The organism is Ketobacter sp. MCCC 1A13808, assembly GCF_009746715.1.
In the GTDB taxonomy this organism is placed as follows: domain Bacteria; phylum Pseudomonadota; class Gammaproteobacteria; order Pseudomonadales; family Ketobacteraceae; genus Ketobacter.
This window is the reverse complement of the sequence record NZ_VRKW01000001.1, coordinates 188,805-214,187: the sequence shown is the minus strand read 5'-3', so window position 1 is coordinate 214,187 and position 25,383 is coordinate 188,805. Positions and strand designations below refer to the sequence as shown.

26 protein-coding genes are annotated in these 25,383 nt (G+C 50.1%); 23 read left to right on the top strand and 3 right to left on the bottom strand.

The genetic code is table 11. The annotated features are described in order from the left end of the window. Positions 1-10: 10 nt before the first annotated feature. The 7 genes from FT643_RS00980 to murB all read left to right on the top strand — a co-directional run bounded on the left by FT643_RS00980 (position 11) and on the right by murB (position 6,872). Positions 11-2,254: a ComEC/Rec2 family competence protein gene (locus FT643_RS00980; RefSeq protein WP_156868818.1), complete on the top strand. Its 2,244-nt coding sequence runs from the start codon at positions 11-13 to the stop codon at positions 2,252-2,254. A 144-nt stretch (positions 2,255-2,398) separates the two neighbouring features. Beyond that, positions 2,399-3,034, top strand: a complete 636-nt coding sequence (locus FT643_RS00975; protein WP_317621927.1) for a MotA/TolQ/ExbB proton channel family protein — start codon at positions 2,399-2,401, stop codon at positions 3,032-3,034. After that, on the top strand, positions 3,031-3,447 hold the full coding sequence (locus FT643_RS00970; RefSeq protein ID WP_317621903.1) for an ExbD/TolR family protein: 417 nt from the start codon (positions 3,031-3,033) through the stop codon (positions 3,445-3,447). The genes FT643_RS00975 and FT643_RS00970 overlap by 4 nt, the downstream gene beginning before the upstream one ends. A 17-nt stretch (positions 3,448-3,464) precedes the next feature. Further along, a complete protein-coding gene (gene lpxK, locus FT643_RS00965) occupies positions 3,465-4,541 on the top strand; it encodes a tetraacyldisaccharide 4'-kinase (protein ID WP_156868817.1) in 1,077 nt (358 codons plus the stop codon). A 9-nt stretch (positions 4,542-4,550) separates the two neighbouring features. After that, on the top strand, positions 4,551-5,321 hold the full coding sequence (gene kdsB / locus FT643_RS00960) for a 3-deoxy-manno-octulosonate cytidylyltransferase (RefSeq protein ID WP_156868816.1): 771 nt from the start codon (positions 4,551-4,553) through the stop codon (positions 5,319-5,321). 21 nt (positions 5,322-5,342) lie between these two features. Further along, positions 5,343-5,819 (top strand): low molecular weight protein-tyrosine-phosphatase, encoded by a 477-nt coding sequence (locus tag FT643_RS00955; RefSeq protein ID WP_156868815.1) that lies wholly within the window; start codon positions 5,343-5,345, stop codon positions 5,817-5,819. A 24-nt stretch (positions 5,820-5,843) separates the two neighbouring features. After that, the gene (gene murB, locus FT643_RS00950) at positions 5,844-6,872 is read left to right on the top strand and encodes a UDP-N-acetylmuramate dehydrogenase (RefSeq protein ID WP_156868814.1); all 1,029 of its coding nucleotides are present in this window, start codon (positions 5,844-5,846) and stop codon (positions 6,870-6,872) included. A gap of 120 nt (positions 6,873-6,992) precedes the next feature. Here murB and rne read toward each other — a convergent pair whose 3' ends face one another. Continuing rightward, on the bottom strand, positions 6,993-9,932 hold the full coding sequence (rne, locus tag FT643_RS00945; RefSeq protein WP_156868813.1) for a ribonuclease E: 2,940 nt from the start codon (positions 9,930-9,932) through the stop codon (positions 6,993-6,995). Positions 9,933-10,869: 937 nt separating this feature from the next. On the opposite strand from rne, the gene rluC reads away from it, so the two are divergent. The 3 genes from rluC to FT643_RS00930 are packed head-to-tail and all read left to right on the top strand — an operon-like array spanning position 10,870 to position 13,499. Continuing rightward, positions 10,870-11,814: a 23S rRNA pseudouridine(955/2504/2580) synthase RluC gene (rluC, locus tag FT643_RS00940; protein ID WP_156868812.1), complete on the top strand. Its 945-nt coding sequence runs from the start codon at positions 10,870-10,872 to the stop codon at positions 11,812-11,814. 11 nt (positions 11,815-11,825) lie between these two features. After that, positions 11,826-12,485 carry an HAD family hydrolase gene (locus FT643_RS00935; protein WP_156868811.1) on the top strand — a complete coding sequence of 220 codons (660 nt, stop codon included), beginning with the start codon at positions 11,826-11,828 and terminating at the stop codon, positions 12,483-12,485. 9 nt (positions 12,486-12,494) lie between these two features. Then, a complete protein-coding gene (locus FT643_RS00930; RefSeq protein ID WP_156868810.1) occupies positions 12,495-13,499 on the top strand; it encodes a S49 family peptidase in 1,005 nt (334 codons plus the stop codon). 66 nt (positions 13,500-13,565) lie between these two features. Here FT643_RS00930 and FT643_RS00925 read toward each other — a convergent pair whose 3' ends face one another. Further along, positions 13,566-14,204 carry a TetR/AcrR family transcriptional regulator gene (locus FT643_RS00925; RefSeq protein WP_156868809.1) on the bottom strand — a complete coding sequence of 213 codons (639 nt, stop codon included), beginning with the start codon at positions 14,202-14,204 and terminating at the stop codon, positions 13,566-13,568. Positions 14,205-14,318: 114 nt separating this feature from the next. Next, positions 14,319-14,897 (bottom strand): Maf family protein, encoded by a 579-nt coding sequence (locus FT643_RS00920; protein ID WP_317621902.1) that lies wholly within the window; start codon positions 14,895-14,897, stop codon positions 14,319-14,321. Between the two features lie 200 nt (positions 14,898-15,097). On the opposite strand from FT643_RS00920, the gene FT643_RS00915 reads away from it, so the two are divergent. The 13 genes from FT643_RS00915 (at position 15,098) to FT643_RS00855 (ending at position 25,377) form a co-directional block, all read left to right on the top strand. Next, positions 15,098-15,622 carry a YceD family protein gene (locus FT643_RS00915; RefSeq protein WP_156868807.1) on the top strand — a complete coding sequence of 175 codons (525 nt, stop codon included), beginning with the start codon at positions 15,098-15,100 and terminating at the stop codon, positions 15,620-15,622. Between the two features lie 32 nt (positions 15,623-15,654). Then, positions 15,655-15,837, top strand: a complete 183-nt coding sequence (rpmF, locus tag FT643_RS00910) for a 50S ribosomal protein L32 (RefSeq protein WP_156868806.1) — start codon at positions 15,655-15,657, stop codon at positions 15,835-15,837. A gap of 14 nt (positions 15,838-15,851) precedes the next feature. Continuing rightward, a complete protein-coding gene (gene plsX / locus FT643_RS00905; RefSeq protein ID WP_156868805.1) occupies positions 15,852-16,841 on the top strand; it encodes a phosphate acyltransferase PlsX in 990 nt (329 codons plus the stop codon). An 85-nt stretch (positions 16,842-16,926) separates the two neighbouring features. Continuing rightward, on the top strand, positions 16,927-17,868 hold the full coding sequence (gene fabD / locus FT643_RS00900; protein ID WP_156868804.1) for an ACP S-malonyltransferase: 942 nt from the start codon (positions 16,927-16,929) through the stop codon (positions 17,866-17,868). A 100-nt stretch (positions 17,869-17,968) separates the two neighbouring features. After that, complete coding sequence (fabG, locus tag FT643_RS00895) at positions 17,969-18,709, top strand: 3-oxoacyl-ACP reductase FabG (RefSeq protein WP_156868803.1); 741 nt, start codon at positions 17,969-17,971, stop codon at positions 18,707-18,709. Positions 18,710-18,843: 134 nt separating this feature from the next. After that, entirely contained in the window at positions 18,844-19,080 is a 237-nt protein-coding gene (acpP, locus tag FT643_RS00890) for an acyl carrier protein (protein WP_156868802.1), read from the top strand. Positions 19,081-19,293: 213 nt separating this feature from the next. Next, positions 19,294-20,532 carry a beta-ketoacyl-ACP synthase II gene (gene fabF / locus FT643_RS00885; protein ID WP_317621926.1) on the top strand — a complete coding sequence of 413 codons (1,239 nt, stop codon included), beginning with the start codon at positions 19,294-19,296 and terminating at the stop codon, positions 20,530-20,532. Then, entirely contained in the window at positions 20,525-21,367 is an 843-nt protein-coding gene (gene pabC, locus FT643_RS00880) for an aminodeoxychorismate lyase (RefSeq protein WP_198043230.1), read from the top strand. The genes fabF and pabC overlap by 8 nt, the downstream gene beginning before the upstream one ends. Then, positions 21,358-22,416 carry an endolytic transglycosylase MltG gene (gene mltG, locus FT643_RS00875; RefSeq protein ID WP_317621901.1) on the top strand — a complete coding sequence of 353 codons (1,059 nt, stop codon included), beginning with the start codon at positions 21,358-21,360 and terminating at the stop codon, positions 22,414-22,416. Before pabC ends, mltG begins: the two co-directional genes overlap by 10 nt. Beyond that, on the top strand, positions 22,413-23,060 hold the full coding sequence (tmk, locus tag FT643_RS00870; protein ID WP_156868801.1) for a dTMP kinase: 648 nt from the start codon (positions 22,413-22,415) through the stop codon (positions 23,058-23,060). The genes mltG and tmk overlap by 4 nt, the downstream gene beginning before the upstream one ends. 11 nt (positions 23,061-23,071) lie before the next feature. Further along, on the top strand, positions 23,072-24,079 hold the full coding sequence (locus FT643_RS00865) for a DNA polymerase III subunit delta' (protein WP_156868800.1): 1,008 nt from the start codon (positions 23,072-23,074) through the stop codon (positions 24,077-24,079). 76 nt (positions 24,080-24,155) lie between these two features. After that, positions 24,156-24,503 (top strand): PilZ domain-containing protein, encoded by a 348-nt coding sequence (locus FT643_RS00860; RefSeq protein ID WP_156868799.1) that lies wholly within the window; start codon positions 24,156-24,158, stop codon positions 24,501-24,503. Positions 24,504-24,594: 91 nt separating this feature from the next. Then, positions 24,595-25,377 (top strand): TatD family hydrolase, encoded by a 783-nt coding sequence (locus FT643_RS00855; protein WP_156868798.1) that lies wholly within the window; start codon positions 24,595-24,597, stop codon positions 25,375-25,377. Positions 25,378-25,383 lie beyond the last annotated feature (6 nt).

The following is a 25,383-nucleotide window of genomic DNA, read 5'->3' as shown; positions in this document are numbered from 1 at the left end:
ATAACACTAGATGTGGTTTCTGGTACTGGGCTTCCCAGTGGGAATAGTCGGTGGGGTACTATTTCCTGAAGAAAATGCGGGTCTTAGTCCATTCTTGCTGCTGGTATTGGCGTGCTGCGGCCTGGGTTTTGCGCGAACAAAAATTTCAGGACCTGCCAAGCGGACTTTGACGGTGCTTTTGTTGTTTTTGACTACGGGAGCCGGCTGGCAGTGGGGTGCAATCTCCTCCCTCAAGTTGGCACCCTGGGCTTTGCCGCCCGATGCGTATTTTCTCACTGGCGAGGTAGTCGAGTTACCATCAGACCGTTTCTACAGCCAGCGTCTAAAAGTACGAATGGAATGTTTGGGGGTGAAGCCGGATCACTGTGAAGGCTACCGCCGCCCCTGGTTGCAGGCGTTGTGGGGGCAATCAGTCTATGCGCATATTAACCTGCCACGCGAACTCGACCTCGTCCCCGGGGCGCGGGTCCGTTTCCGGGTGCGTTTCAGCAACATAGAAACCGCAGACAACCCGGCGGAGTTTGATGTTCATCGTTGGTTGCTTAGCCAGCATGTGGTTGCGCAGTTTGTGCTAATTAGCGGCAGTAATCCGAAAATCCTTGATCAGTCGTGGTTTTCAGTGGATCGGTTCCGGCTTCGGGTGAATCGGTATCTGGCACAGCAACAGGATTCGGGCCCGCCTGCGGAACTATCGCCCTATGCTGTTATCCTGGCGTTAGTCACCGGTGATCGTTCCTTGATGAGCGATCTGCATTGGGACGTATTCAACCGCACGGGAACTTCTCATCTGGTCGCCATTTCCGGATTGCATATCGGGCTGGTGGCTGCATTTATTATAGGGTGCACGCAACCGTTGTTGCGGCGTTGGCATTGGTTCACTGATCGTTATCCTGCCAGCCACGGCTCCATCGTTATAGCGCTGGCGGGCGCTCTGATATATGCCGCTGTGGCCGGCTTTGCATTTCCGGTTCAGCGCGCTGTGATTATGCTGACTGTTTTTGTGGCGCTTAAATTGTCGGGCCGGATTCAGCAGCGTTGGTTTGCACTGGCGCTGGCGTTTTGTTTGGTGCTGACCTGGGATCCTGTAGCCTGCGTCAGCTTGGGGTTTTGGCTGTCTTTTGTCGCGGTATACCTCATCATATGGGTGGTTGGTGGTTCCGCCATCATTGCTTCACCTGTCCGGGTCTGGGTCAGAGTTCAGGTCGGCTTGCTTATCGGCCTTGCGCCTATTCTGTTATGGCAAGTTCAGGCAACGTCTCTGGTGTCAATGTTGACCAATTTGATTGCCGTTCCGGTAGTTGGCTTTCTGGTGGTTCCGTTCGCTTTGTTGTGGGTGTTGTTATGGGGCGTTTTTGGCGCATCCGCTGATGTCGTGTTGGTGGTATTGTCGGGGCTGGTGAAGGCAATAATTGCGCTGCTTGAGCAGGCTGCGGCCTGGGAGTGGAGCATTTGGTCTGTTGGCGCATCGCACTGGACAGACATGGTGCTCGCGATGGCCGGCGTTCTGTGGTTGTGTAGTGCGGGTGTGCCGGGGCGGCTTTGGGGGCTGATTCTGTTGGCACCGATATTTCTGGCGCACTCTCAAGGTTATGGCCTCACCGTGTTACAGTCAAAACAGCTGCAGATGGCCATTTATCTTCCGGACCGGGTGGTGTTCGTTTCAGATAGTCACTGGCCACAAATAGTGCCCGACTGGCACGAGAAGTTGCTCAGGTATTGGGGACTGCAGATGCCGGCGGCGCTGGTGCCGGTTGAGCAAGGCGCTGAGCTATGGCGTGCTGAAGGTCTCGTGGCTACGGAATACAGGCTGGAGCGGAACTGGTTGGGGCAAGCGGTGGTTGAAAAGGTTATTTACCAGGATGTGTGCGGATCTCGCCATCCGTTGCGCTACGGCGTGGTCACATTATCGGCGCTGGTTGCAAAAGGTAATTCTCGATACTGCGCACTGCAGTGGAATATGGCTGGACAGACCGGGTTGTTTTGGCCAGCGGCGGAGCAGGGGATCCGGGGCGCTATGCTCAGTTCTACGGAACCATTGCCTCCGTCAGCCTCGTTGTTGGTGCTGGAAGCAGGCCCGCGATTGAGAATAGAACAGTTCATGAAGCAGGTCCCGGCTAGTGAAAGCCAGGTTGTTTTACTAGGAGACTGGGATGCCGAGTATGAGAATAGCGACTGGCTCACCGAGAAACTGGATCGAGGCCTGTTGCATAATCTGAATCAGGATGGCTTTTTTTATATCGCCTTAAAAAAATAAACAAAGGTCCGCATTTGTTCCCATTTAATAGGAGATCATCCACTGATTGTGCTAAATTAAATTGCTATATTCATCAGACAATTAACGGTTAAATTCGCTGTTAAAGTCTTATTAAAAAAACAAGGGAGAGTGTGGCGCGTGCGAGTGCTTGATTTGATTTTGGCCGGGGGCATCGTAATGTACCCCATCCTCTTATGTTCTATATTGGCTCTGGCCATTATTGCAGAGCGGTTGTGGGCATTAAGAGTGAATAAAATCAGCCCCAGAAACCTGATCGCTCAGGTGTGGGGTTGGGTTAAAAATAGTCAAATGGATGGTCGTAAGGTTAAGGAGCTAAAAGATTCTTCGCCGTTGGGTCGGGTGTTGGCAACCGGATTAATCAACGCCAAGCATGGTCGTGACATTATGAAAGAGGCGATTGTCGATACCGCAACTCATGAGATTCACGAGTTAGGTCGTTTTCTAAATTTATTGGGCTCCATAGCCGCGGTTGCGCCCCTGTTGGGATTACTGGGTACCGTCATTGGGATGATCAAAGTATTCAATGCCATTGTACTTGAAGGCGCGGGTAATGCCGCGATTCTGGCGGGTGGAATCTCAGAGGCGCTCTATACCACAGCTGCCGGCTTGGTAGTTGCAATTCCCGCCTTGTTTTTTCACCGTTTCTTTACTCGTCGTATTGATGAGATCGCCGTATTGATGGAACAAGACGCGATAAAATTGGTGGATGTAATTCACGGTGATCGGGAAGAAGAAAACAGTGAAGGGGCGAAGCGGTGAAATTTCAACGTCAGCCGGTTGAAGAGGTCAACGTCAATCTGACACCGTTAATCGATATCGTTTTTCTTCTGTTGATATTCTTTATGGTCTCTACCACTTTTACCCGTGAGCGGGAACTTACGGTTGAATTGCCGGAAGCCGTGGGCGAAGCCATAGCCGAATCCACTGAATTTATCGAAATAGAAATCAACCCCGAAGGTGAATACGCGGTCAATGGCAAGCGTCTGGTGAACCGGGATAGCAAAACCCTATCGCGGGCATTAAAAGATCTGGCTAATGGCAATATGGATACTCCCCTAATCATAACGGCGGATGCAAAAGCCGCTCATCAGTCTGTTATGACCGCAATGGATGTTTCAGGACAACTCGGCTTTACCCGACTGCGTTTAACCGCTCAGCAACCCGGTGAGTAACGCTTGCGGTTGCTGATATGAATCTGCTGAACAAAGCTATTCAGTCTTTCTGGTACGGCCACAACCCCTTGCGATATTTGTTGTGGCCTTTCGAGCGACTATTTCACTCTCTTTCTTCTCGTCGTCGTTCTGCTTTTTTAAACGGACAGTCGCCTGTGTTTCATGCGCCGGTTCCCGTCATCGTGGTGGGTAATATTTCGGTGGGTGGTACTGGCAAAACCCCGTTAACGATTTGGCTAATTGAGGCTTTGCGTGAGCGCGGCTATACACCCGGCGTGGTCAGTCGTGGTTACGGCGGAGATCCGGATCAATACCCGCATCAGGTGGGCCCGGCAGATACCGCAGATAAAGTGGGTGACGAACCACTGATGATCTATTTACGCAGTAAGGTGCCGGTGGTCATTGATCCTGATCGTTCAAGTGCCGTTCAGGCGTTACTAAAGAACAACGCAGTTGACGTTGTCATCAGCGACGATGGCCTGCAGCATTACCGGCTTGCCCGCACTGTAGAGTTGGCGGTGGTTGATGGCCAGCGTGGATTCGGCAATGAAAATCTGCTACCTATGGGTCCGCTGAGAGAGCCGGTGGGAAGATTGAAGGAAGTGGATGCAGTGGTTATTAATTGCAGCGCTGGTCAGGCCTTGGTGTCGCGTCTGAATGACATGGATGCGATGGCACCCCGCTTTCAAATGCACCTAACAGCGGGTGACCTGGTCGCACTTAATAAAGAATCAGAGCAACCACTAGGCTCGGGTAGCATGGCTTTGCAAAATCCTGGCAGGGTTCAGGCGGTCGCCGGAATAGGCAATCCGCAGCGGTTTTTCCAAACGCTAAGTGATCTGTCTATCCAATTTGACCCGTATCCGTTTCGGGATCACCACCGGTATACTGAGCAGGATTTGTCAGAGCTGAGCCGAGTGGCTATGGGTAAGAATTTTATCGTTACCACTGAAAAAGACGCTGTGAAATTACAATGCTTCCCGCAAGTTCGGGGAGCGTACTTGCCGGTAAATGCCAAACTTCAGGAGGGCCTGATTGATGTTATCATGGCCAGGCTTGAGGATTTTAAATTACATCACAGCCACCGTTATTGAGCACACGTTATGCCTGACTACCGAGTTATTATTCCCGCCCGTTTCGCATCCTCCCGTTTACCCGGAAAACCGCTACTGGATATCGCGGGTAAATCCATGGTGGAGCGGGTTTATCTGCAAGCCTGCAAAAGTTCTGCAAAAGAAATTATTATCGCCACCGATGATGCCCGTATCGAGCAGGCCGCTCAGTCATTTGGTGCAAAAGCAGTTATGACTTCAGCTGACCATCAATCAGGAACGGACCGCTTGCAGGAAGTGGTCAGTCAATTGGGCTTGGCGGCAGACGACATCGTGGTCAATGTGCAGGGCGATGAACCGTTAATTCCACCCCAGGTAATTGAGCAGGTGGCTCAGAATTTGGCTGCGTCCAGTGCCGGTATTGCCACCTTGTGTGAGCCGGTCATCGATATGGAAACGGCATTTGATCCCAATGCGGTAAAAGTGGTGGCGGATGCGCAAGGCTACGCGTTGTATTTTAGTCGAGCACCTGTTCCCTATAGTCGCGACACGTTTAACAGCTCACACGGGCAAAACTACGGATCTTTACCGCCGCAGATGAACTTACATCGCCATATTGGTATTTACGCTTATCGGGTCAGCTTATTACATGATTTTGTTCGCTGGGGGCCGTGTGATCTGGAGCAGACTGAATGCCTGGAACAACTACGGGCGATGTGGCATGGTGTTAAAATACACGTTGAGCAAGCTCAGATTACACCACCGGCCGGGGTCGATACCGAAGCAGATCTGAATCGGGTCCGGGCTTTTTTTCAGTCCTAGTTTGATTGTAGGGAATAAAAATTGAAAAAAATCCTATTTGTTTGTTTGGGAAATATTTGCCGTTCCCCGACTGCTGAAGCGGTTCTGCGAGGCAAACTCAAGAACTTACAAATGGAAAACCGATATCAGGTTGATTCTTGCGGGACTGCCGCCTACCACGCGGGCGAAGCTCCGGATAAGCGCTCTCAGCAGGCGGCCGTTAAACGTGGATACAATATGTCAGATCTACGCGCCCGCCAATTGTCAGACGCGGACTATATGGAGTTTGATTATTTGTTAGCGATGGACAACGCCAACGCCAACGAGATGCGAAAACGGGCGCCTAAAAAATACCGCGATAAGATTCAGTTGCTGCTGGAATTTGGTGATAGCGATTACCTGGAAGTGCCGGATCCCTATTATGGCGGGGCATCCGGTTTCGATTTGGTGCTGGATTTGGTAGAGAACGCGTGTGACGGGCTGATAGAACGGCTCCGAAGCAATGAGAACGGCGCTTAGTATATTGGTAGTATCAAATACAGTATGACTACATTGAAACAGCAGGTTAGCCTCGCTGACTACAACACATTACGGATCGATGCCTGCGCGGCCTGGTTTTGTCGGATTGATTCAAAAGCTGCATTAATTTCATTGCTGCGCACCCCTGCCGTTACGGAGAAGGGCGGTATTCTGGTGATCGGGGGTGGTAGTAACCTGGTGTTGACCCGGGATTTTCCGGGCCTGGTGTTATTGAACGCGATTAAAGGCATTGATGTCGTCCATCAGGATTCGGACTCTGTTATGGTCAGCGTCGGGGGTGGTGAAAATTGGGATGCATTTGTTGCCTACAGTTTATCCCAGGGGTGGGCCGGCCTGGAAAACCTGAGTGCGATTCCCGGAACAGTTGGTGCGGCACCTATTCAAAATATAGGTGCTTATGGGGTCGAGCTTAAGGATTGTTTGGTCTCTGTATCCACTGTTGAATTGGTGTCAGGCCAGGTTCGTCAGTTTGACAGGCAGGAGTGCGAGTTTGGTTATCGGGACAGCATTTTCAAAAAGGCTGAAAAAGATAAGCACATCATCACCTCAGTAACGTTCAGGTTAGATAAAAGACCGACTCTGAAATTAAATTATGGGGAAATCAGAAGCGAAATGGACGCCAGCCGCATCAGCGAGAAAGAGCTGACCCCCGTGCAGCTGCGACAATTGATTTCAACTATTCGTGCACGTAAATTACCCGACCCCAAAGTGACTCCCAACGTAGGAAGTTTTTTTAAAAACCCGGTCATCGGTAAAAAGCAATTGCAAACTATATTGGAGAGCTTCCCGGATTTGGTTTATTTCCCGGCCACTGATAACGACGACGTGAAATTGGCTGCGGGGTGGATGATTGATCGGTTGGGGTGGAAGGGAAAGGTGCTGGGTATGGCCAGGGTGCATTCAAGACAGGCATTGGTTTTGACCGTGAGAGAAGGTCATTGTGAAGACCTTCTAACTCTAGCCAAATCCATTCAAAAAGATGTGTCAGCTCATTTCGGTGTGGTATTGGAAATAGAACCAAGGATTGTCTAAGGCAAACGCCAGTGTTCAGCTCCAAGCAGAGAATTCCGCTGCAGAAAGCTTATGAAAAAGCCCCCGTGCAAACTATTGCAGGGGGGCTTTTTGCTGACTAAAGCAAATGCTCAAGCAAGTCTAATTGTCTTGCTTCGGTGCAGCATTTCCCTGGGCTGCTTTTGCTTCAGCTATTTGGCGGCGACGAATTTCCCTCGGGTCGTTTGACGCCCTTCTGGGTTGCTCGTCGTTTACCGCTGCGGCTGGCCTGTTCTCGGTTTTGTTGAGTTCAGGTTTGGGTTCAGCCTTGTCCTGCGCTGCGGCGGTTGGCTTTTTAGGGGCTTCCGGTGCTGCAGCCGCAATCTTGGGTGCTTGCGCGGTTGCCGCTGGCGGAACGTTTTTTCCAGGCTCTGTTTTTACTGCCTCAACCTTCGCTCGATCCAGTTTCGCCTGCGCTGGTGGCGTCGAAGACGACTCAGCCTGATCCGCTACCGGTGAGGAGGGTTTGGTTTTTGGCACAGGCGGTGCGGAACTGGCAGCGGCTTCCTGTTTTGCAGGTTGCGGCTTGGACACTTCCGGAGTGCCGTGTTGTGGTTTTTGTGCTGGGTTTGGGGCCTGTTCTGACGCTTGTGGCGTCGGGGTTTTCCCCGCAGCTTTCTCCGGAGCCGGGCTGGGGCTTGGCGCGGAAGGCTGACCTTGCTGCACAGTGGTGTTTCTGTTTGAGCCGCTATCAGCTGACTTTTTTTCGCCTTGATCAGGCAGCTGGGACGCTGCTGGCTTCTGGCTCGGTTTTACACCCTTGTTTTCAGCTACTGCCGGTTGTTGATCCGGCTTGGCGGTTTTTTGAGTGTCAACATGAGCGGTCGTTGGCTGCGGTGCCGGTGACTGCTGCTGGCTGTTCTCGGGCGAGCTATTGTTATCAGTAGACTTTTCAGACTGCGCCTTGCTCTGGCGGCGTCGGCGGTTGTCACCGGGGTTGCGACGTCGGCCACGCCGTGCGTTGCGTTCCTGTGGGCCGCGCTCCTGATTGTCTTTATTCTCTTTATCAGGTTGATCTGAACGCGATTGCTTGTTTTCGGCGTTTTGTTTCTTGGCTCCCTGGTCTTCCCTTTTCGGGTTGCCTTGCCGATTATTGCTCTTGCGTTCCGGTTTTTGCTGTTGATCCTTATTGCTGTCCTTATTTGATGTGTCCTGGGCTCCGGGTTTGGCTTCCGCATCTTGTTTGTCGGCGTTGCTATTACGACGGTTGCGGCCTCTTTGGGTGCGGTTGTCATTACTTTGGCGACGGCTGTTGTTGCGTGGATTGCGGTTGTCCCGATTCCGGTTATTGTTGCGATTATTGGGTTTGCTTACTTCTTTCTCTTCAGGTTCCGGAGTGTTGCTGCTGAACAGTTGTATAAACCAGGAAAACAGGCGGGCAAAGAAGCTCGGATCCTTTTTGACCACCGGTGCTACAGGTACCGGTGCCGGTGTATTTGGCTGGATCATTTGAACGGCGGCTTCTTCATGGCGCTTAATTGGAGATTCTCCGGGCACCAGGAACGTCTCTTCGACTTCGTCAGCCTCTTCTATTAGCTCATAGCTCACGGTTCCGTCATTTTCTACTTGATCAGTACGGAAGCGCGACACCTCATAGTGAGGTGTTTCAAGATTTGGGCTCGGCAATATCAGGACCCGAACCTTGTTGCGGTTTTCTACGTTAACAATATTGTCCCGTTTCTCGTTAAGCAGGTAAGTGGCAACGTTAACGGGGACTTTCGCGTGGATTTCGGAACTGTTCTCTTTCAGTGCTTCTTCTTCAATCAGCCGCATAATATTCAGCGATAAAGAGTGCAGATCCCGGATAAAGCCGACCCCGTTGCAGCGTGGGCAAATGTGACCGCTGGTTTCTCCAAGGGAGGGACGCAGACGTTGACGGGAAAGCTCCATTAACCCAAAGCGGGAAATCCGGCCTACTTGTACGCGGGCCCGGTCCAGTTCCAGGGCATCGCGCATCCGGTTCTCAACTTCACGTTGATTGCGATTGGCGTTCATGTCTATGAAATCCACCACGATCAAGCCACCGATATCACGCAGGCGCAATTGCCGGGCAATTTCATCTGCTGCTTCCAGATTGGTCATCAGCGCTGTTTCTTCAATATCCGAACCTTTAGTGGATTTTGAAGAGTTTATATCAATGGATACCAAGGCTTCGGTCGGGTCAATAACAATGGATCCACCGGAAGGCAGTTTAACTTCACGTTCGAACGCAGTTTCGATCTGCGATTCAATCTGGTAGCGATTGAAAAGCGGGATATTATCGCGATAGGTTTTTATCTTGTTTTCGTACTGCGGCATTACCTGACGCACAAAGCTTATGGCTTCTTCATAGACTTCGGGTGTATCAATCAGTACTTCACCAATATCCTGGCGCAGGTAGTCACGCACGGCACGAATGATAACGTTGCTTTCCTGGTATATCAGAAATGGAGCCGACTTTTTAGCGGATGCTTCAGTGACCGATTCCCACAATGTCAGCAGGTAATTAAGATCCCATTGCAGCTCTTCAACGCTGCGACCGATACCGGCAGTCCGGATAATAACCCCCATATCCTGAGGGATATTTAGTGCGTTCATTACTTCACGCAACGCGGCACGTTCGTCACCATCAATGCGGCGCGAAATTCCGCCGGCTCGCGGATTGTTTGGCATCAAAACCAGGTAACGACCGGCCAGGCTGATAAAAGTGGATAAGGCTGCGCCTTTATTGCCGCGTTCTTCCTTTCCAACCTGAAGAATGATTTCCTGGCCTTCTTTAATAACATCCTTGATGGAAAATCGACCCTGGATGTCTTTCGGGTTTTTAACAAAATACTCGCGGGAGATTTCTTTCAGAGGGAGAAAGCCGTGGCGTTCAGATCCGAAGTCAACGAAAGCGGCTTCCAGGCTGGGTTCTAGGCGTGTGATACGGCCTTTGTAGATGTTTGATTTTTTCTGTTCTCTGGTGCGGTGTTCAATATCCAGATCATATAAACGTTGACCGTCGACCAGAGCAACCCGTAACTCTTCTGAGTGGGTTGCATTAATAAGCATTCTTTTCATGCAGGTTTAAATCCAGCAATCAAAGCGCAAAACACAAACAAGAAAGAGTATGAACACATATTGAAATGCGGGCGGGTAACCAACAATCATGGCGGTTGATTATGACAACGCCGTGAACATCGCTTTTGAAATGGTTTCCCCTTGGCTGAATGCGAGAAATGCGCTGGTATAATAGATTCGCCATACGCATTTATTTCTGCTTTCGGTCGCGGGCTTTACAAGCCCTGACGCCATGGCCGAATCGTTAAAACTCGATGTGGGCCTATGGGTATAAAATCCAATTGCTTTGCCGGTTTACTGCTGCATTTTTTTGTGCTGGGTGTCTTATTTACACCCTGATCAAACTATGATGCCCTAGCTTTGATCGCACTGTGTTAAATCTGTGTGCGATGGACTGTCGGGCGTTGTAATCAAGTCTGACAAATAATCTGTTCTGAAATTGTGTTAAACGCATGTTTAACGTTCACGTTGCTCGTTTTGAAATGGCAACGTACCTATTTATAACGATTAAAATTACAAAATTTATTGCAATTCACTATTGGCTTTCAGCATACCAATGGCGTCCTAAACACGGCTTTAGCGGATGGCTAAGTAGCATCATCGTTCATGGGGTAACATGATACTAACCGATGCGTTCACTCACATCCGCTGCAGAATGCCGTATGGAGACCGGATCAACCGGCTTCCCGGCCCTACGAAGAAAGATCATATGAGGATTGGGTTATTGTCGCTATTCTGGTTAGAATATGCGGCCCTTCGCTCAATTGGCCACCTGATTTGATTCGGGTAGGGGCAATTAGCGAAGGTGTTGCGCGGGATGGAGCTACCATCTGACGCAGTCCCTGCTAGCTCATCTAAGCTTCTTTTTTGGCCAACGTCCAATATAGCAGGAATTGTTAACCTCATCAAATAGATAGCAATAAGTCCTTGATTTTTCATGAACAGCACTGAAAGTTCCACAGCGGTCGTCGTAGTTACAGTAACGGAAGACAACCTTGATCAGCGGATTGATAATTTCCTGATGTCGAGACTGAAAGGTGTCCCGAAATCAGTCATTTACCGGATCATCCGGAAGGGGGAGGTGCGCGTAAACAAAGGCCGTGTAAAGCCTGAATACAAGTTGAAAATAGGCGATAACGTCAGGGTGCCGCCGGTAAGGGTGCGGCCTGAAGCAGATAAGAACTTGTTTGTTGGCGACCCACTGAAAAAACGGCTGGAAGCGTCCATCGTGCATGAAGACGATGGCCTGATCGTTATTAACAAGCCTTCCGGCATTGCTGTGCACGGTGGTAGTGGTGTTAGTCTGGGCGTAATTGAAGCTTTGCGTCTGATGCGACCTCAACAGCGTTACCTGGAGCTGGTGCATCGTTTAGACCGTGATACCTCAGGTTGCTTGATGATTGCAAAAAAGCGCAGTGTACTGAAAAAACTGCATGACGATTTACGCGAAAATCGCATGGAAAAGAGCTACACCGCCTTGTTGTGGGGGCGTTGGAATGGGCTTCAGCACCGTATCGATGCCCCGCTGCGTAAGTTCCACTTACCGTCCGGTGAGCGTGTGGTGAGAGTGTCAGCCGATGGCAAGCCTTCACTGACGTTGTTCCGGCAACTCGAACTGTATGACAACGCAACCCTGGTGGAGGCCAAGCCGGTTACCGGCCGTACTCATCAGATCCGAGTGCATGCCCAGCACGGTGGGCACGCCATTGCCGGTGATGACAAATACTTACACAGGGAGCAGGGTGACTATTTTGCAGAAAAAGGGCTTCAGCGGTTGTTTCTGCATGCTTCTGTGCTTCAGTTGGTAGACGTACAGGGTCAAAAGCAGCGGTTTAAAGCGCCGCTACCGGATGAACTGAAAGCATTTTTAGAGCGATTGTAGGCGTAGTAGCGATGTTCAGGTATCAACTAATCATTTTTGACTGGGATGGCACACTCATGGATTCCCTGTCCCGTATAGTCCAATGCATGCAGGCAGCCGCCCAGGATTTAAATATCATTCCGGCGTCTGCTCCGGCCATTGAAAATATTGTCGGTCTGGCGTTGGGAATTGCTATCCGCCAACTGCATCCATCGTTGTCAGATGAAAAGGTCGAGCTGATGCGGCAGCGTTATTCTTTCCACTATATCAAGGCCGAGGCAGCACCGAGCCCTTTCTTCGCGGGAATTCCTCAAATGCTGCGCAGTTTGTCGCAACAGGGTCGATTGCTCAGTGTGGCTACCGGTAAAAGTCGAAAAGGCCTAAGCAGAGTGTTCGGTGCCCATGACGTCGGCGCGCTGTTTCACAGCTCACGATGTGCTGACGAGACCCGGTCTAAACCGGAGCCCGATATGTTACTGGAAATATTACAATTGCATAATTTGAGCCCCGCTCAGGCGGTAATGGTAGGTGATACCGAATACGATCTCGAAATGGCCGCCAGGGCAAAAGTGGATGCGGTTGGCGTGACCTGGGGCGCGCATGATATAACACGACTCCGGCGCCATAATCCCAAGGTCTGTGTTGACCGCGTAGAGGAATTATCAGCCTGGTTGCATGATGATATTGCATAGGAAGGATAGATGAGCGAAGACGACAGTAAAACCAACGAGTATCAGCAAAATGACCGGAATCGTTTCAATCGGCCGCGGACCAGTAAAGAATGGAAGCTGATAGAGAAAATGGTGATGTCCTCCCAGGACGAGCAGAGAAAAGCCCGGCGCTGGGGCATCTTTTTTAAATTTTTGATGTTTGGTTATTTGTTCGTTGCATTGATGGTGTTCAACCCGGGAATGTGGAGTGGCGATGCACCGTCCGAGAGTTCACCTCATGTAGCGCTGGTGGATTTGAGTGGGCCGATTATGGCCGATAGTGAAGCCAGTGCTGACCGCCTGGTCAAGGGGATTCGGGATGCCTTCGAGGCAGAAAATAGCAGAGGCGTCATTATCCGCGTCAACAGCCCGGGGGGCAGCCCGGTGCAATCCGGATTAGTCTATCGGGAAGTGCAGCGGCTAAGGCACGAATATCCTGATAAAAAAGTATACGCAGTCATAACCGATATCGGCGCATCGGGAGCGTATTATATTGCAGCCTCTGCTGACGAAATCTACGCAGACCCCGCGAGTTTAGTGGGTTCAATTGGAGTAATCAGTGATGGCTTCGGATTTGTCGAGGCCATCGATAAGTTGGGTGTTGAGCGTCGGGTGTTTAATGCGGGAGCCAACAAGGCAATGCTGGATCCGTTCCAACCCGTAGACGAGGAGCAGAAAGCGTTTTTCTCCACCATCCTGGGTGATGTGCACAATCAGTTTATCGACGCAGTGAAAGCCGGGCGGGGTGATCGGATTAAAGATGATGATATTGTGTTTTCCGGATTATTCTGGTCGGGCCGTCAGGCGCTGGATTTAGGTCTGGTCGACGGCCTGGCAAGTCCTGGGCAGGTGGCGCGTGAAGTGATCGGCGAAGAGAAAATCGTGAATTATACTCCGCGGGTCAGTCCGCTTGAGGCTTTGACTGGCCGTTTGGGGGTATCCATGGCAGATCGCGTTATGGCGACTTTGGGGATTGGTACCATTCAATTGAAATAACGCCAAGCAAAAAACAGCCCGGACTTATAGCCGGGCTGTATTATCGTAGTTTTCCGAAAATCCGCTTCAGGAGCAGCTTATCAGCCGGTTGATAATGGTATCGATTGTGCTCTGAAGTGGCTGATACTCAATATAGACACGTCCCTGGTCGTCGTTGCGTGTCGGCAACCAGCTCAATCTCATCAAAAGAAACCCGTGTATGCAGGCTGCAAAATCGACTGCCTGAATTTTGCTGTTCTCCCCGCTGCACCGATCAATTAAATGCTGCAGGCGGGAATGCATGTCCTGGATTTCACTGGGCAAACTGACGTTCTGATTCACTGCTGCGCGGTGATTCAGTGGGTCGTATCCAAGCGGTACTGAATGATCTCGCAGCATCAATCGGAAATACGCCGGATGCTCACCCAGGAACTTCAACATATCCTGCGCACCCCGCTTAAGGGTTTCGATTGCAGATTCACCCGGTCGGGCAATATAAAGTTGCCCCATCCCTTTACTGATTCGTGCACCCATGGCTGCGAGGATGTCTTCTCGGCCGCTAAAGTGCGCATAGACAGATGGAAGTTTAATTCCGATCTTATCTGCAACGTCCTGTAGCTTTAAATGCTCAATACCATGTAAAGCAGCAAGCGCTTCCGCTTCGTCTATGATCTTTTCTTTGGTGTTTCTGCGTCTTGGTTTAGTAATTTGAAATTCATCGGCCATCTGTTTTTTCGCCTCGTTACACAGGTGTTCGACTGACTGCGCGAACACTCCGTAGCACCTAACAATATAAGTGTAGACGCCCGACGAACTTTGTTTAGAAATTAGCAAAAAAAATTACGGAATTTGTACACCCTGTTTACCGAGCATTGTGACTAATTTTATTAGGGGTAATCCAATCAACGCGTTAGGATCGTTACCTTCCAACTTGTTGAAGAGTGCTATGCCTAAAGTTTCTGATTTAAAGCTTCCGGCGCAATTAAAAGGTGACTCTTTTCTTAAATAACGATCAATTTGCCCGTCATTCAAGTCGCGAAAGTGAACGCAAAAGGGTTCGACCTCTAACTGATATGTTGCTGTAGGAGCATCATAGAGACATAAACTGGTTAAAAATGTGACGGTGTTTCCACTGCAACGTTTTAATTGGCGAAATGCATTGTCGTAATTGCCCGGCTTTCCGTTTATTTCACCGTCTATTACGGAGACTTGATCGCTGGTGATAATAAGGGCGTTTTTATAGCTGGTTGCAACTGCTTGTGCTTTTTCAAGCGCCAGGCGTTTTACCAGGTTTGAAGGGGATTCATCGGCGCGAGGCGTTTCGTCTATGTCGGGTGAACAAGTTTCGAAATGACTCAGAATTTTACCCAACAGTTCTTTTCTGAAAGGGGAACTGGACCCCAACACAATTTGCTTCACGGATGACTCCGTACCGTGCCTGGTTTTGCAAAAATATTCGTGATTCCAGGCAATTAATGAATTCGACTTCAAAACCTAAAGATACTAGGTGCTGAGCGCGTGAAATCCCATGATCTCATAGCAAATAAGCCACATCCAGCCGAAAAAATCCGGTCAAAGCCTTTGACAGATTTATAACTGGACAATAGAATTGCGCGCTTATGTTTGAGCACCCACTGCCCACGACAATAAAACCCGTAAAACTTGCCCGTAAAGAAGGTAAGTTAGTTGGTTATATGCCTTTGAAACAGCTGACAGCGCTGGTGGCTGATTGCGCGACTGACGATGGTAGAGTGGAGGCCGATCTTGCACTTCATATGAACGGTGCCCGACCTGAAATCCATGGCACGGCGAAAGCGGCGTTGCAATTGGTTTGTCAGCGTTGCCTTGAGCCGGTTGAAGTGGAAATTGATATTAAGGTTGCTTTAGGGGTTGCCCAAACTGAAGAGCAGGTAAATCAGATGCCGGGTGATCTTGAGCCCTTTATGCTGGAAGAGGAGGAAATCCCCCTGGCCAGCCTGCTCGAACAAGAATTGATTTTGGCGTTGCCGATAGTCGCTTATCACGAAAAGTGTAAGCCTTTCCCATACGAAGGAAGTGATGGTGGCGAAGCTGAAGCAAGCGAGAAACCCAACCCGTTCGCTGTATTAGAACAGCTGAAAGGGAACGTTAAAAATTCCGATTAATTACGTGTATCGGTAGTCAGGAGCACATACAAATGGCAGTTCAACAGAACCGTAAAACCCGATCCAAGCGCGGCATGCGTCGTTCACACGATAGTTTGCCTGGTTCGACTTTGTCAGAAGACGTAACCACAGGTGAAGTTCATCGTCGCCACCACGTAACCCCTGACGGGTTTTACCGTGGCCGTCAGGTTATCGCCAGCAAAGACGACGAATAAATAGCTAGCTGATTATGGTGACCCTTGCGGTTGACGCAATGGGTGGGGATATTGGTCCCCAGATAACTGTACCCGCAGTTCTGGATGCCCTTAGATGGCAACAGGATTTGCGGGTTTTGTTGTTTGGTGACGAACCTGCTATCGCAGCTTTGTTGGGTGGCCACAGTCACGACCGGTTGGTGGTCTGTCACTCTGAGCAAGCGGTAAAGATGGACGATGCACCTTCAGTGGCACTTCGTTCCAAGAAAAAATCCTCCATGGCGCTCATGCTGCAGGCCGTTAAAGAAGGGCGGGCAGACGGTTGTGTCAGTGGCGGTAATACCGGTGCTTTAATGGCATTAAGCCGGTTTATCCTCAAAACTTCAGAATCCATAGATCGCCCCGCTATTATATCTGCGCTTCCCCGAGAGGATGGCGGGCATACTTTTATTTTGGACCTGGGGGCGAATGTGGGAAGCGATTCTGAGCAGCTTTACCAGTTCGCAATAATGGGGCAGGCAGTTGCCCAGGTGATGGATGGCCGACATCACCCTAAGGTTGCATTGCTTAATATCGGAACCGAGGAAGTAAAGGGTAATGACCAGGTGCGCGCGGCCAGCGAGCTGTTCCGCGCCGATGATAGCCTGAATTATGTCGGTTTTGTGGAAGGCTCGGATTTATTCAGAAATAAGGCCGATGTTGTGGTTTGTGATGGCTTTGTAGGCAATGTGGCGTTGAAAACGATCGAAGGTCTGGCCAGGTTTATTATGGCGGAAACCAAGCGTGAGTTTGCCCGCAGTTGGTGGAGCAGAATTTTGAGTGTTTTGTTTGTGCCATTCTGGCTGCGAGTTGAGGAACGGATTAATCCCAGTGCCTACAATGGCGCAGTGTTGGTCGGTTTGCAGGGCGTAGTGGTGAAAAGTCATGGTGACGCCGATAAGCAGGAGTTCTGTCAGGCGATATTGGCAGCTCGTAATTATGTGGATAAAAACTTGCCCGCCAAGATTGAAAGTCTAATTAGCTGACGCGCTAAATTTTGTTACTTTTGAGGTGAGCAGACAGCGGTTAGGCCAGTTATCATAGCCAAAATCTTTTCAATTTAGGATTCCAATGAACCAACAACTCGCATTTGTCTTCCCCGGTCAGGGCTCCCAATCCGTAGGCATGATGTCGGATCTGAACGATACGCACCCCGTTGTAAAAGAAACCTTTGATGAGGCTTCCGACGCGTTTGGCCGAGATATGTGGGCTTTAATCCAAAATGGTCCGGACACCGAGTTAGCGCAAACTGAGATCACTCAACCGATCATGTTCGTTTCGGGTGTGGCGGCGTGGCGGGCCTGGTGTCAGGCATCGGCAATTCGCCCGGCAGTAATGGCAGGTCATAGTCTCGGTGAGTACAGTGCTTATGTGTGCGCAGAATCTATTTCGCTGGAGCAGGGCGTCCGTTTGGTCAAGCGCCGTGGCGAGCTGATGCGGGACGCTTGCCCGCATGGCCAAGGAAAAATGGCAGCACTGATAGGCCTGGAAGATGAAAAGGCTATCGCTGTTTGTGCAGAGGCAGCTCAAGGGCAGGTAGTGCAGGCTGTGAATTTTAACGCGCCGGGGCAAGTCGTGATAGCTGGGCATGCGGAGGCGGTTGATCGAGCCATTGATCTGGCTAAGCAGGCGGGTGCCAAGAAAGCCATGCCGCTGGCAGTGAGCGTGCCGTGCCACTCTGATTTAATGAAGGCTGCGAGTGAAGATTTGTCTGCGCGCTTGAGAGATACCGAGATTAAAGCGCCGGTCATTCCGGTGATTAATAACGTGGATGCTGCCATCGAGTTGGATCCCGATCTGATCAGGCAAAAGCTGGCAACACAGCTTTACAGCCCGGTTCTTTGGGTTGCATCAGTAAACAATATGGTAGGCAGTGGTGTTACGCACACGGTTGAGTGTGGCCCGGGTAAGGTGCTTTGTGGTATGAATAAGCGGATCTCCCGTCAATTAAAGGTGTCTACTCTGCAGGATCAAAGCGGATTTGAAAGCACTTTGGCGCAGTTGAACGCCTAGAATCAATAAAAATTCAGCTTGCAGAATTACCCTGTGCCTTCGGCCCTGCAAGTCTGAATAATAACAAAACACATAAAATTCATTAGTAAAGGAGAGCGGAATGTCTTTACAAGACAAAGTGGCATTAGTAACCGGTGCCAGCCGCGGTATAGGAAAAGCCATTGCTGAATCCCTGATATCGCAGGGCGCAATTGTGCTGGGAACGGCCACTACGGAGTCAGGTGCAGAAAAGATCACTGACTATATCAAGAAAGCGGGTGGTAAGGGGCGCGGATATTGCCTGAATGTAACCGATGTCAGCAGTATTGACTCTGTGCTGTCGGCTATTCAAGATGAGTTCGGTGCGCCTTTGGTGCTGGTTAATAATGCCGGCATCACTCGAGACAATATTATGTTGCGGATGAAAGAAGACGAATGGGGACAGGTAATTGATACCAATCTGACCTCTGTATTCAGGATGAGTAAGGCCTGCCTGCGGGGAATGACCAAAGCCAAGTGGGGGCGTATCATCAACGTCAGTTCGGTGGTGGGGTTGATGGGTAACGCAGGGCAGGCGAATTACAGCGCTGCAAAGGCCGGTTTGGAAGGGTTTACCCGTTCGTTAGCGAGGGAAATCGGATCGCGTAATATCACCGTGAATGCAGTTGCACCGGGCTTTATTGACACCGACATGACGAAAGAACTCCCTGATGCTCAAAAAGAAGCCTTGTTGGGGCAGATTCCGGCCGGACGGTTGGGTCAACCGGAAGAAATCGCTGCTGCTATCAGCTTCCTCGCAGGTGAAGAATCTGGTTACATAACAGGGGCAACAATTCCTGTTAATGGTGGTATGTATATGTGATATAGTTTCCGCATTGTTTTTTTATGGCGTGATTGTTGGTCGTTATATTTTGCAGGTTGTAATTACCATCGCGCTTTATATAAACTACTAATATCCTACAGAAGTAGGGATCATTCACAGGAGATAAGAGTCAAATGAGTAGCAATATCGAAGAGCGCGTCAAGAAGATCGTTGCCGAACAACTTGGCGTCAAATTGGAAGAAGTAGCTAACGACTCTTCTTTCGTCGAAGATCTGGGGGCAGACTCTCTTGATACGGTTGAGCTGGTAATGGCTCTGGAAGAAGAATTCGAAACCGAAATTCCTGATGAAGAAGCCGAAAAAATCACTAAGGTTCAGGAAGCTATCGATTACGTTTCTGCCCACATGTGAGCAGGTATCGTGATAAAAAAAGCCGCTGATTTCTCAGCGGCTTTTTTTTGCTAAATTATAATGCTTACAATGCGTTATAGTGGAATCTTGCTAATCTCTTGTTACGAAACCTTTTGAAAGATATTTCAACTATATAACAATAATGTAACGAGGGTACACTAGCGTTCCGGAAATAGGCTACGCAGAAATCAGCATGAGAATATTGGAGGCAATATCGTGAGTCGCAGAGTGGTTGTCACTGGAATGGGTGCTATATCGCCCCTGGCGAATAACGTGGATGATACATGGAAAGGGATACTGGATGGCAAGAGCGGTATTTCACCGATAGATACGTATGACGTATCCAGTTATCCGACCCGTTTTGCCGGGATGGTTAAAAATCTGGACGTGACTGATTATCTGCCCGCCAAAGATGCCAGAAAAATGGATCTGTTCATACAATACGGTCTGATTGCGAGCATCCAGGCGATCAGGGACTCCGGTATTGAAATTACCGACCAAAACCGCAAGCGGATAGGGGCAGCAATTGGCGCAGGTATTGGCGGCATAGGCTCTATCGAGAAAAATAAAGAGCTACTTGATAAAGGCGGAATCCGCAAAGTAAGCCCGTTTCTCGTGCCCGGCTCGATTATTAACATGATTGCCGGAAACCTATCAATCATGTTTGGTTTCCACGGTCCGAACTGGGCAATCACGACCGCCTGCACTTCAGCGACCCACTGTATTGGCTATGCATCCCGTATGATTAAATACGGCGATGTTGACGTTATGATCGCCGGTGGAGCGGAATGTGGTTCCAGTCCTCTTGGCATGGCGGGATTTGTCGCTGCTCGTGCGCTCTCTACCCGCAATGACGATCCGCAGTCTGCCAGCCGGCCGTGGGATAAAGAGCGCGACGGATTTGTGTTGGCGGATGGTGCCGGGATTGTGGTACTTGAAGAATACGAACATGCTGTGAAACGCGGAGCAACCGTGTACGGAGAATTAATCGGGTTCGGCGCCAGCAGCGATGCTTACCATATAACAGCTCCTCCCGAGAACGGCCGCGGCGCCGCGGATTCTATGGAAAATGCTCTTGGTGATGCCGGAATTGATCCCTCTGCCGTGGACTATATCAACGCCCATGGTACTTCTACCCTGGCTGGCGATATGGCAGAAACAAACGCAATAAAATCGGTCTTCGGCAGTCATGCTTACGATTTATCCGTGAGCTCGACCAAATCGATGATCGGACATTTGCTGGGCGCAGCCGGTGGCATCGAGGCTATTTTTACCCTCAAAGCGCTGCAGGACCAGGTCGCACCCCCCACGATCAATCTTCAAAACCCGGATACCGGGTGTGATCTTGATTATGTGGCAAATGAAGCTAAGCAGCGCAAAATTGATATAGCAGTGTCCAACTCCTTTGGTTTTGGTGGTACCAATGGATCATTAATTTTCAAACGTGTCTGAACAAAGCAAAGTTGATTTCCCCTGGATCAATGGTTCACCCGCTGCACAAGGCGGGTTGTCCACGCAGGACCGCGGTCTAGCCTATGGCGATGGTGTATTCGAAACCATAAGAGTTAGCCGGTCCGGCCCGGTGTTAATGTCGTTGCATCTGGAGCGCCTTTATCGAGGATTACGCAGACTTGCTATCGAAATTGACCCAGTCCTGTTGGAGTCAGAATTGGCATCCTACCCCGGCTTCAAGCAGTGTGGCGTGGTGAAGATTATTGTCACCCGCGGAGCAGGTGGCCGTGGTTATAGTTGCGAAAATTCAGCACCGCCAACACGGATCTTCACCAGCCACCCCGAGCCAGCCTATCCCAGTCAAAATTACGATGAAGGCATCTCCGTGTTCCCCTGTGCAACCCGTTTGTCGAGTCATCGGCGTTTAGCCGGTATAAAACATCTGAATCGTTTGGAGCAGGTTTTGGCGCGTCAGGAATGGGCTGGCCAGGAATACCAGGAGGGCTTGGTGCTCGATCAATATGGCAAGGTAGTAGAGGGGGTGTTCAGTAATGTGTTTGTGGTAAAAAACAAGACCGTATTGACGCCGGCAATAGAGCAGTGCGGGGTTGCAGGTGTTATGCGTCACTGGCTGCTGCAACAGTTTGCTGTCCAGGGTTACAACCCAGTCGAAGGTGAGTTAACCCCCGACAATTTCAAGCTCGCAGATGAGCGCTTTTTTTGCAATAGTGTGTATGGTGTCTGGCCGGTACGCCGGTTCGAAGAAAATACTTGGCCTGCAGGACCGGTAGCGCGTCTTGCTCAGAAAATGGTGTCTGAACACTGGTGTCTTTAAAACGAATTTCTAAATCCATTCTGGTCTTGTTGATATTAGCTGTGTTAGCTGTGATTGGTGGGAAAGCCTGTCTGAATCATTGGGGAGAGGCGCCGCTCAAGCTGGACCAGGACCGCGTAATAGTCGTCCCTTCAGGTTTCAATTTTCATCGTTTATCAAGGCAGTGGCAGGCTGAAGGTTTAATTGAGCATGCCCTATTGCTGCGGGCGTATTTGCGCATTAATAATCTGGGGAATCTGGTTCAGGCGGGAGAATATCATATTGCATCCGGCACCACGCCCAGGCAACTCATCAACAAAATACAGTCCGGTGACGTCATTCAATATGCCGTTACCTTAATTGATGGCCATACATTTAACCAGTTTGTTGAAACCTTGCAAGGGGACCCTCGTTTAGCGAAGGAATTCCAACAGTTAGGGACGCAAGCGCTGCTCGAACAACTGAACTCCCCATACAGTCACCCTGAAGGTCTTTTCTATCCCGATACTTATCATTTCAAAGCCGGTGACTCCGATCTGGATATTTTGCGTCGGGCCTACCAGAGAATGAATACGTTGCTGGAAACTTCCTGGGCCGGTAAAGCGGATGCGCTACCTTATAATTCACCCTATGAAGCACTGACCATGGCGTCCATAGTGGAAAGGGAAACCGCTGTCAGTTCAGAGCGTTCCCTGATTGCCGGAGTTTTCGTAAACCGGCTTCGAAAAAATATGCGGCTGCAAACGGATCCCACGGTCATTTACGGGTTGGGCGCAGAGTACCAGGGCAATATAACCCGTGCTCATTTAAAAGCGTACACGCCCTATAATACCTATCGTATTAAAGGTTTGCCGCCGACCCCTATTGCCAATCCGGCGTTGCCTGCCATCGAAGCAGCTTTGCATCCGGCAACTACAAAAGCTTTGTATTTTGTTGCCAAAGGCGATGGTAGCCACCAGTTTTCCACAACCTTAGAGGAACACCAGAAGGCCGTGCGCCAGTTTCAGTGGCAACGTCGTTCAGACTATCGCTCTTCACCTGTACTACCAAGGAAATCAGCAACCCAATGAAAAATTCTGAAAAGTTGCCGAAAGGCCGCTTTATTACTGTGGAAGGCAGTGAAGGCGTGGGCAAAACCACTAATATCGAGTTTATTAAGCATTGGCTGGCTGAAAACCGGATCGAGTTTATAGTGACCCGTGAGCCGGGAGGAACGCCTTTAGCGGAGCAGTTACGGGAACTTCTGCTGCAACCCCGGGAAGAATCTGTTGATGAAACCGCTGAACTGTTAATGGTCTTTGCTGCCAGGGCGCAGCATTTGAATCAGGTGATTTTGCCCGCGTTACGACAAGGAAAATGGGTTTTATGTGATCGTTTTACCGACGCCACATACGCGTATCAGGGCGCCGGTAGAAGCATGAACCAGGACACCATAGCGCAGCTGGAAAACCTGGTTCAGAACGGTCTGCGACCTGACGCTGTTATTTTGCTGGATGTGTCGGTAGAAATAGGTTTGCAACGAGCCCGCGGTCGCGGTGAACTGGACCGGTTTGAGCGTGAAGATGTCGCCTTTTTCGAGCGTGTTCGGGCGGGCTATCTGGCGCGGGCGGCAAACCATTCAGGTTATCATGTAGTGGATGCCGGGCAGCCGCTGGATCGGGTTCAGCAACAGCTGAATTTGGTGCTGGCTACTCTAAAAGCCGATTTAACGTAGCGAGAACATAAATGAACCTTGCTGAAATTAATCATCTGATGGTTGCGTTGCCCTGGCAACAGGCGTCCTGGTTGCGTTTGATCGAGCGTTTACAGGCTGGCAGGATGCCCCATGCTCTGCTGCTGCGAGGGGAGCCCGGTACAGGAAAAGGACAGTTTGCACTGGCATTGGGGCAGTATTTGTTGTGCCAGCAACCGGTTGCGAATACCGCCTGTGGCAAATGTAAGGGTTGTTTGCTGAATCTGGCGGGTACCCACCCTGATCTGGCTATTTTGGAGCCCGAGGAGCCGGGACGGGCCATTAAAGTGGATCAGATTCGTGCAGTGGTGCAATTTGTAGGTAAAACCGCTCAATTGGGTGGCTACCGCGTAATGGTATTGGGGCCCGCAGAGTCAATGAATGCCAACGCATCCAACGCGTTGTTGAAGTCACTGGAAGAACCCGGTGAGCGCACGTTATTGATTCTGGTATCGGATCAGATCAGTGGTGTTTTACCGACCATACGTTCCCGCTGTGAAGTAATGGAATTCGGAATTCCCGATCGCTCTGTGGCGAAAAGCTGGTTATTACCCCAGATAGGTGACGACAATAAAGTTGAGAAGTTGCTCAATGTTGCGGGAGGCGCCCCTTGTAGGGCTTTGTCCCTGGATCAGAGCGAGTGGCTGGGGGAAAGGGTGACCGTGGTTCAGCAGTGGTTAGGTGTGCTTACCGGAAAGCGTGATGCGGTGCGGACGGCAGATGGCTGGATGCAATATCCGTTGAAAGAACTATTGAACTGGTTACAGGCGTGGCAGGTGGATTTGGCAAGATTGGTATCCGGCTCACAGCAACCCATTCATAATCAGGATCTGGAGCAAGACCTGCATGCAGCGGCGGCGGTACTGAACGTAAACCAGTTGTTTTTTTGCTACGAGCATTTACTCAACGTGAAGCGTCTCATTGCCAGTCAGGCTAACCCCAATACGCAACTGTTGCTGGAAGAATTACTATTGAAATGGTCGCAGGCCGCAAAGCGTTAGCCTTATGCTGGCATCCGGTTGCTTAAATGCTAAACTCAGGATAAACATGAGTAAATAGCGAATCAGTGGATATTCTATGGCAATTGGCGGTTCCCGGAGTGGCATCCTATCCCTCACAATAAAAGACAAAGCTGTGCTCTACGCGGCGTACATGCCGTTTGTAAAAAACGGGGGTCTTTTTATTCCCACCAACAAGCAGTATAAATTAGGGGAAGAGGTGTTTTTGCTATTGAACCTGATGGAAGAGACCGAGAAGATCCCGGTAGCAGGTAAGATTGTCTGGATTACGCCCAGAGGCGCGCAGGGTAATCGTGCCGCTGGAATTGGCGTGCAATTCAATGATCAGGATGATACCGCTCGTTCCAAAATTGAAACCTACCTGGCGGGCGCATTGCAATCGGATCGTCCCACTCACACTATGTAAATGCCTTTTGGTACCCGTTCCTCGAATCCGGACCTGCTTCCGTGTAAACTTTGCATCTTATTGATTTTACGAATTAAGAGGCTTTCGCTCGATGCTGGTCGACTCCCATTGTCATCTCGATAAACTCGATCTTACCGCATACCAGGGTGATCTGGACCAAGCATTAGCTGCCGCCAGGACTCGCGGCGTCGAGCATGTGGTGTGTATCGGTATTGATCTTGAAAATATTGCGCATGTAGTCAGCCTGACTGAGCAATATCATCAGGTATTTGCGACGGTGGGTGTTCATCCGCTCTATCGCGACAGTCGTGAACCTGCTTTAGATGAACTTTTGCAATGGTCAAATCACCCGAAAATCATTGGGATTGGTGAAACCGGACTTGATTATTTTTATGGAGAAGGGGATCTGAGTTGGCAGCAAGACCGCTTCCGTGTCCATATTCAGGCCGCGCGGGAGACCAAACTCCCACTTGTTATCCATACCCGCGGTGCAAAGCAAGACACACTGGATTATCTTAAGCAGGTTGGTGGCGATCAGGTCAACGGTGTTCTGCATTGTTTTACTGAAGATTTGGATATGGCGAAACGAGCCATAGATCTGGGCTTTCTGATTTCGATTTCGGGGATTGTGACTTTCCGCAATGCAGATGAATTAAGGGCGGTCGTAAAGTCCTTGCCACTGGACAGGATACTGGTGGAAACCGATTCTCCCTGGCTCGCTCCGGTGCCCCATCGCGGCAAAAAGAACGAGCCCCAGTATGTGTTTGAGGTGGCGAAAAAGATATCCGAAATAAAGGGCGTTGATATTGAGGAGGTTGCTCAGGTCACCACTGATAATTTTTTTCAGTTATTTCAAAAAGCAAATCCTGCCTGACCATTT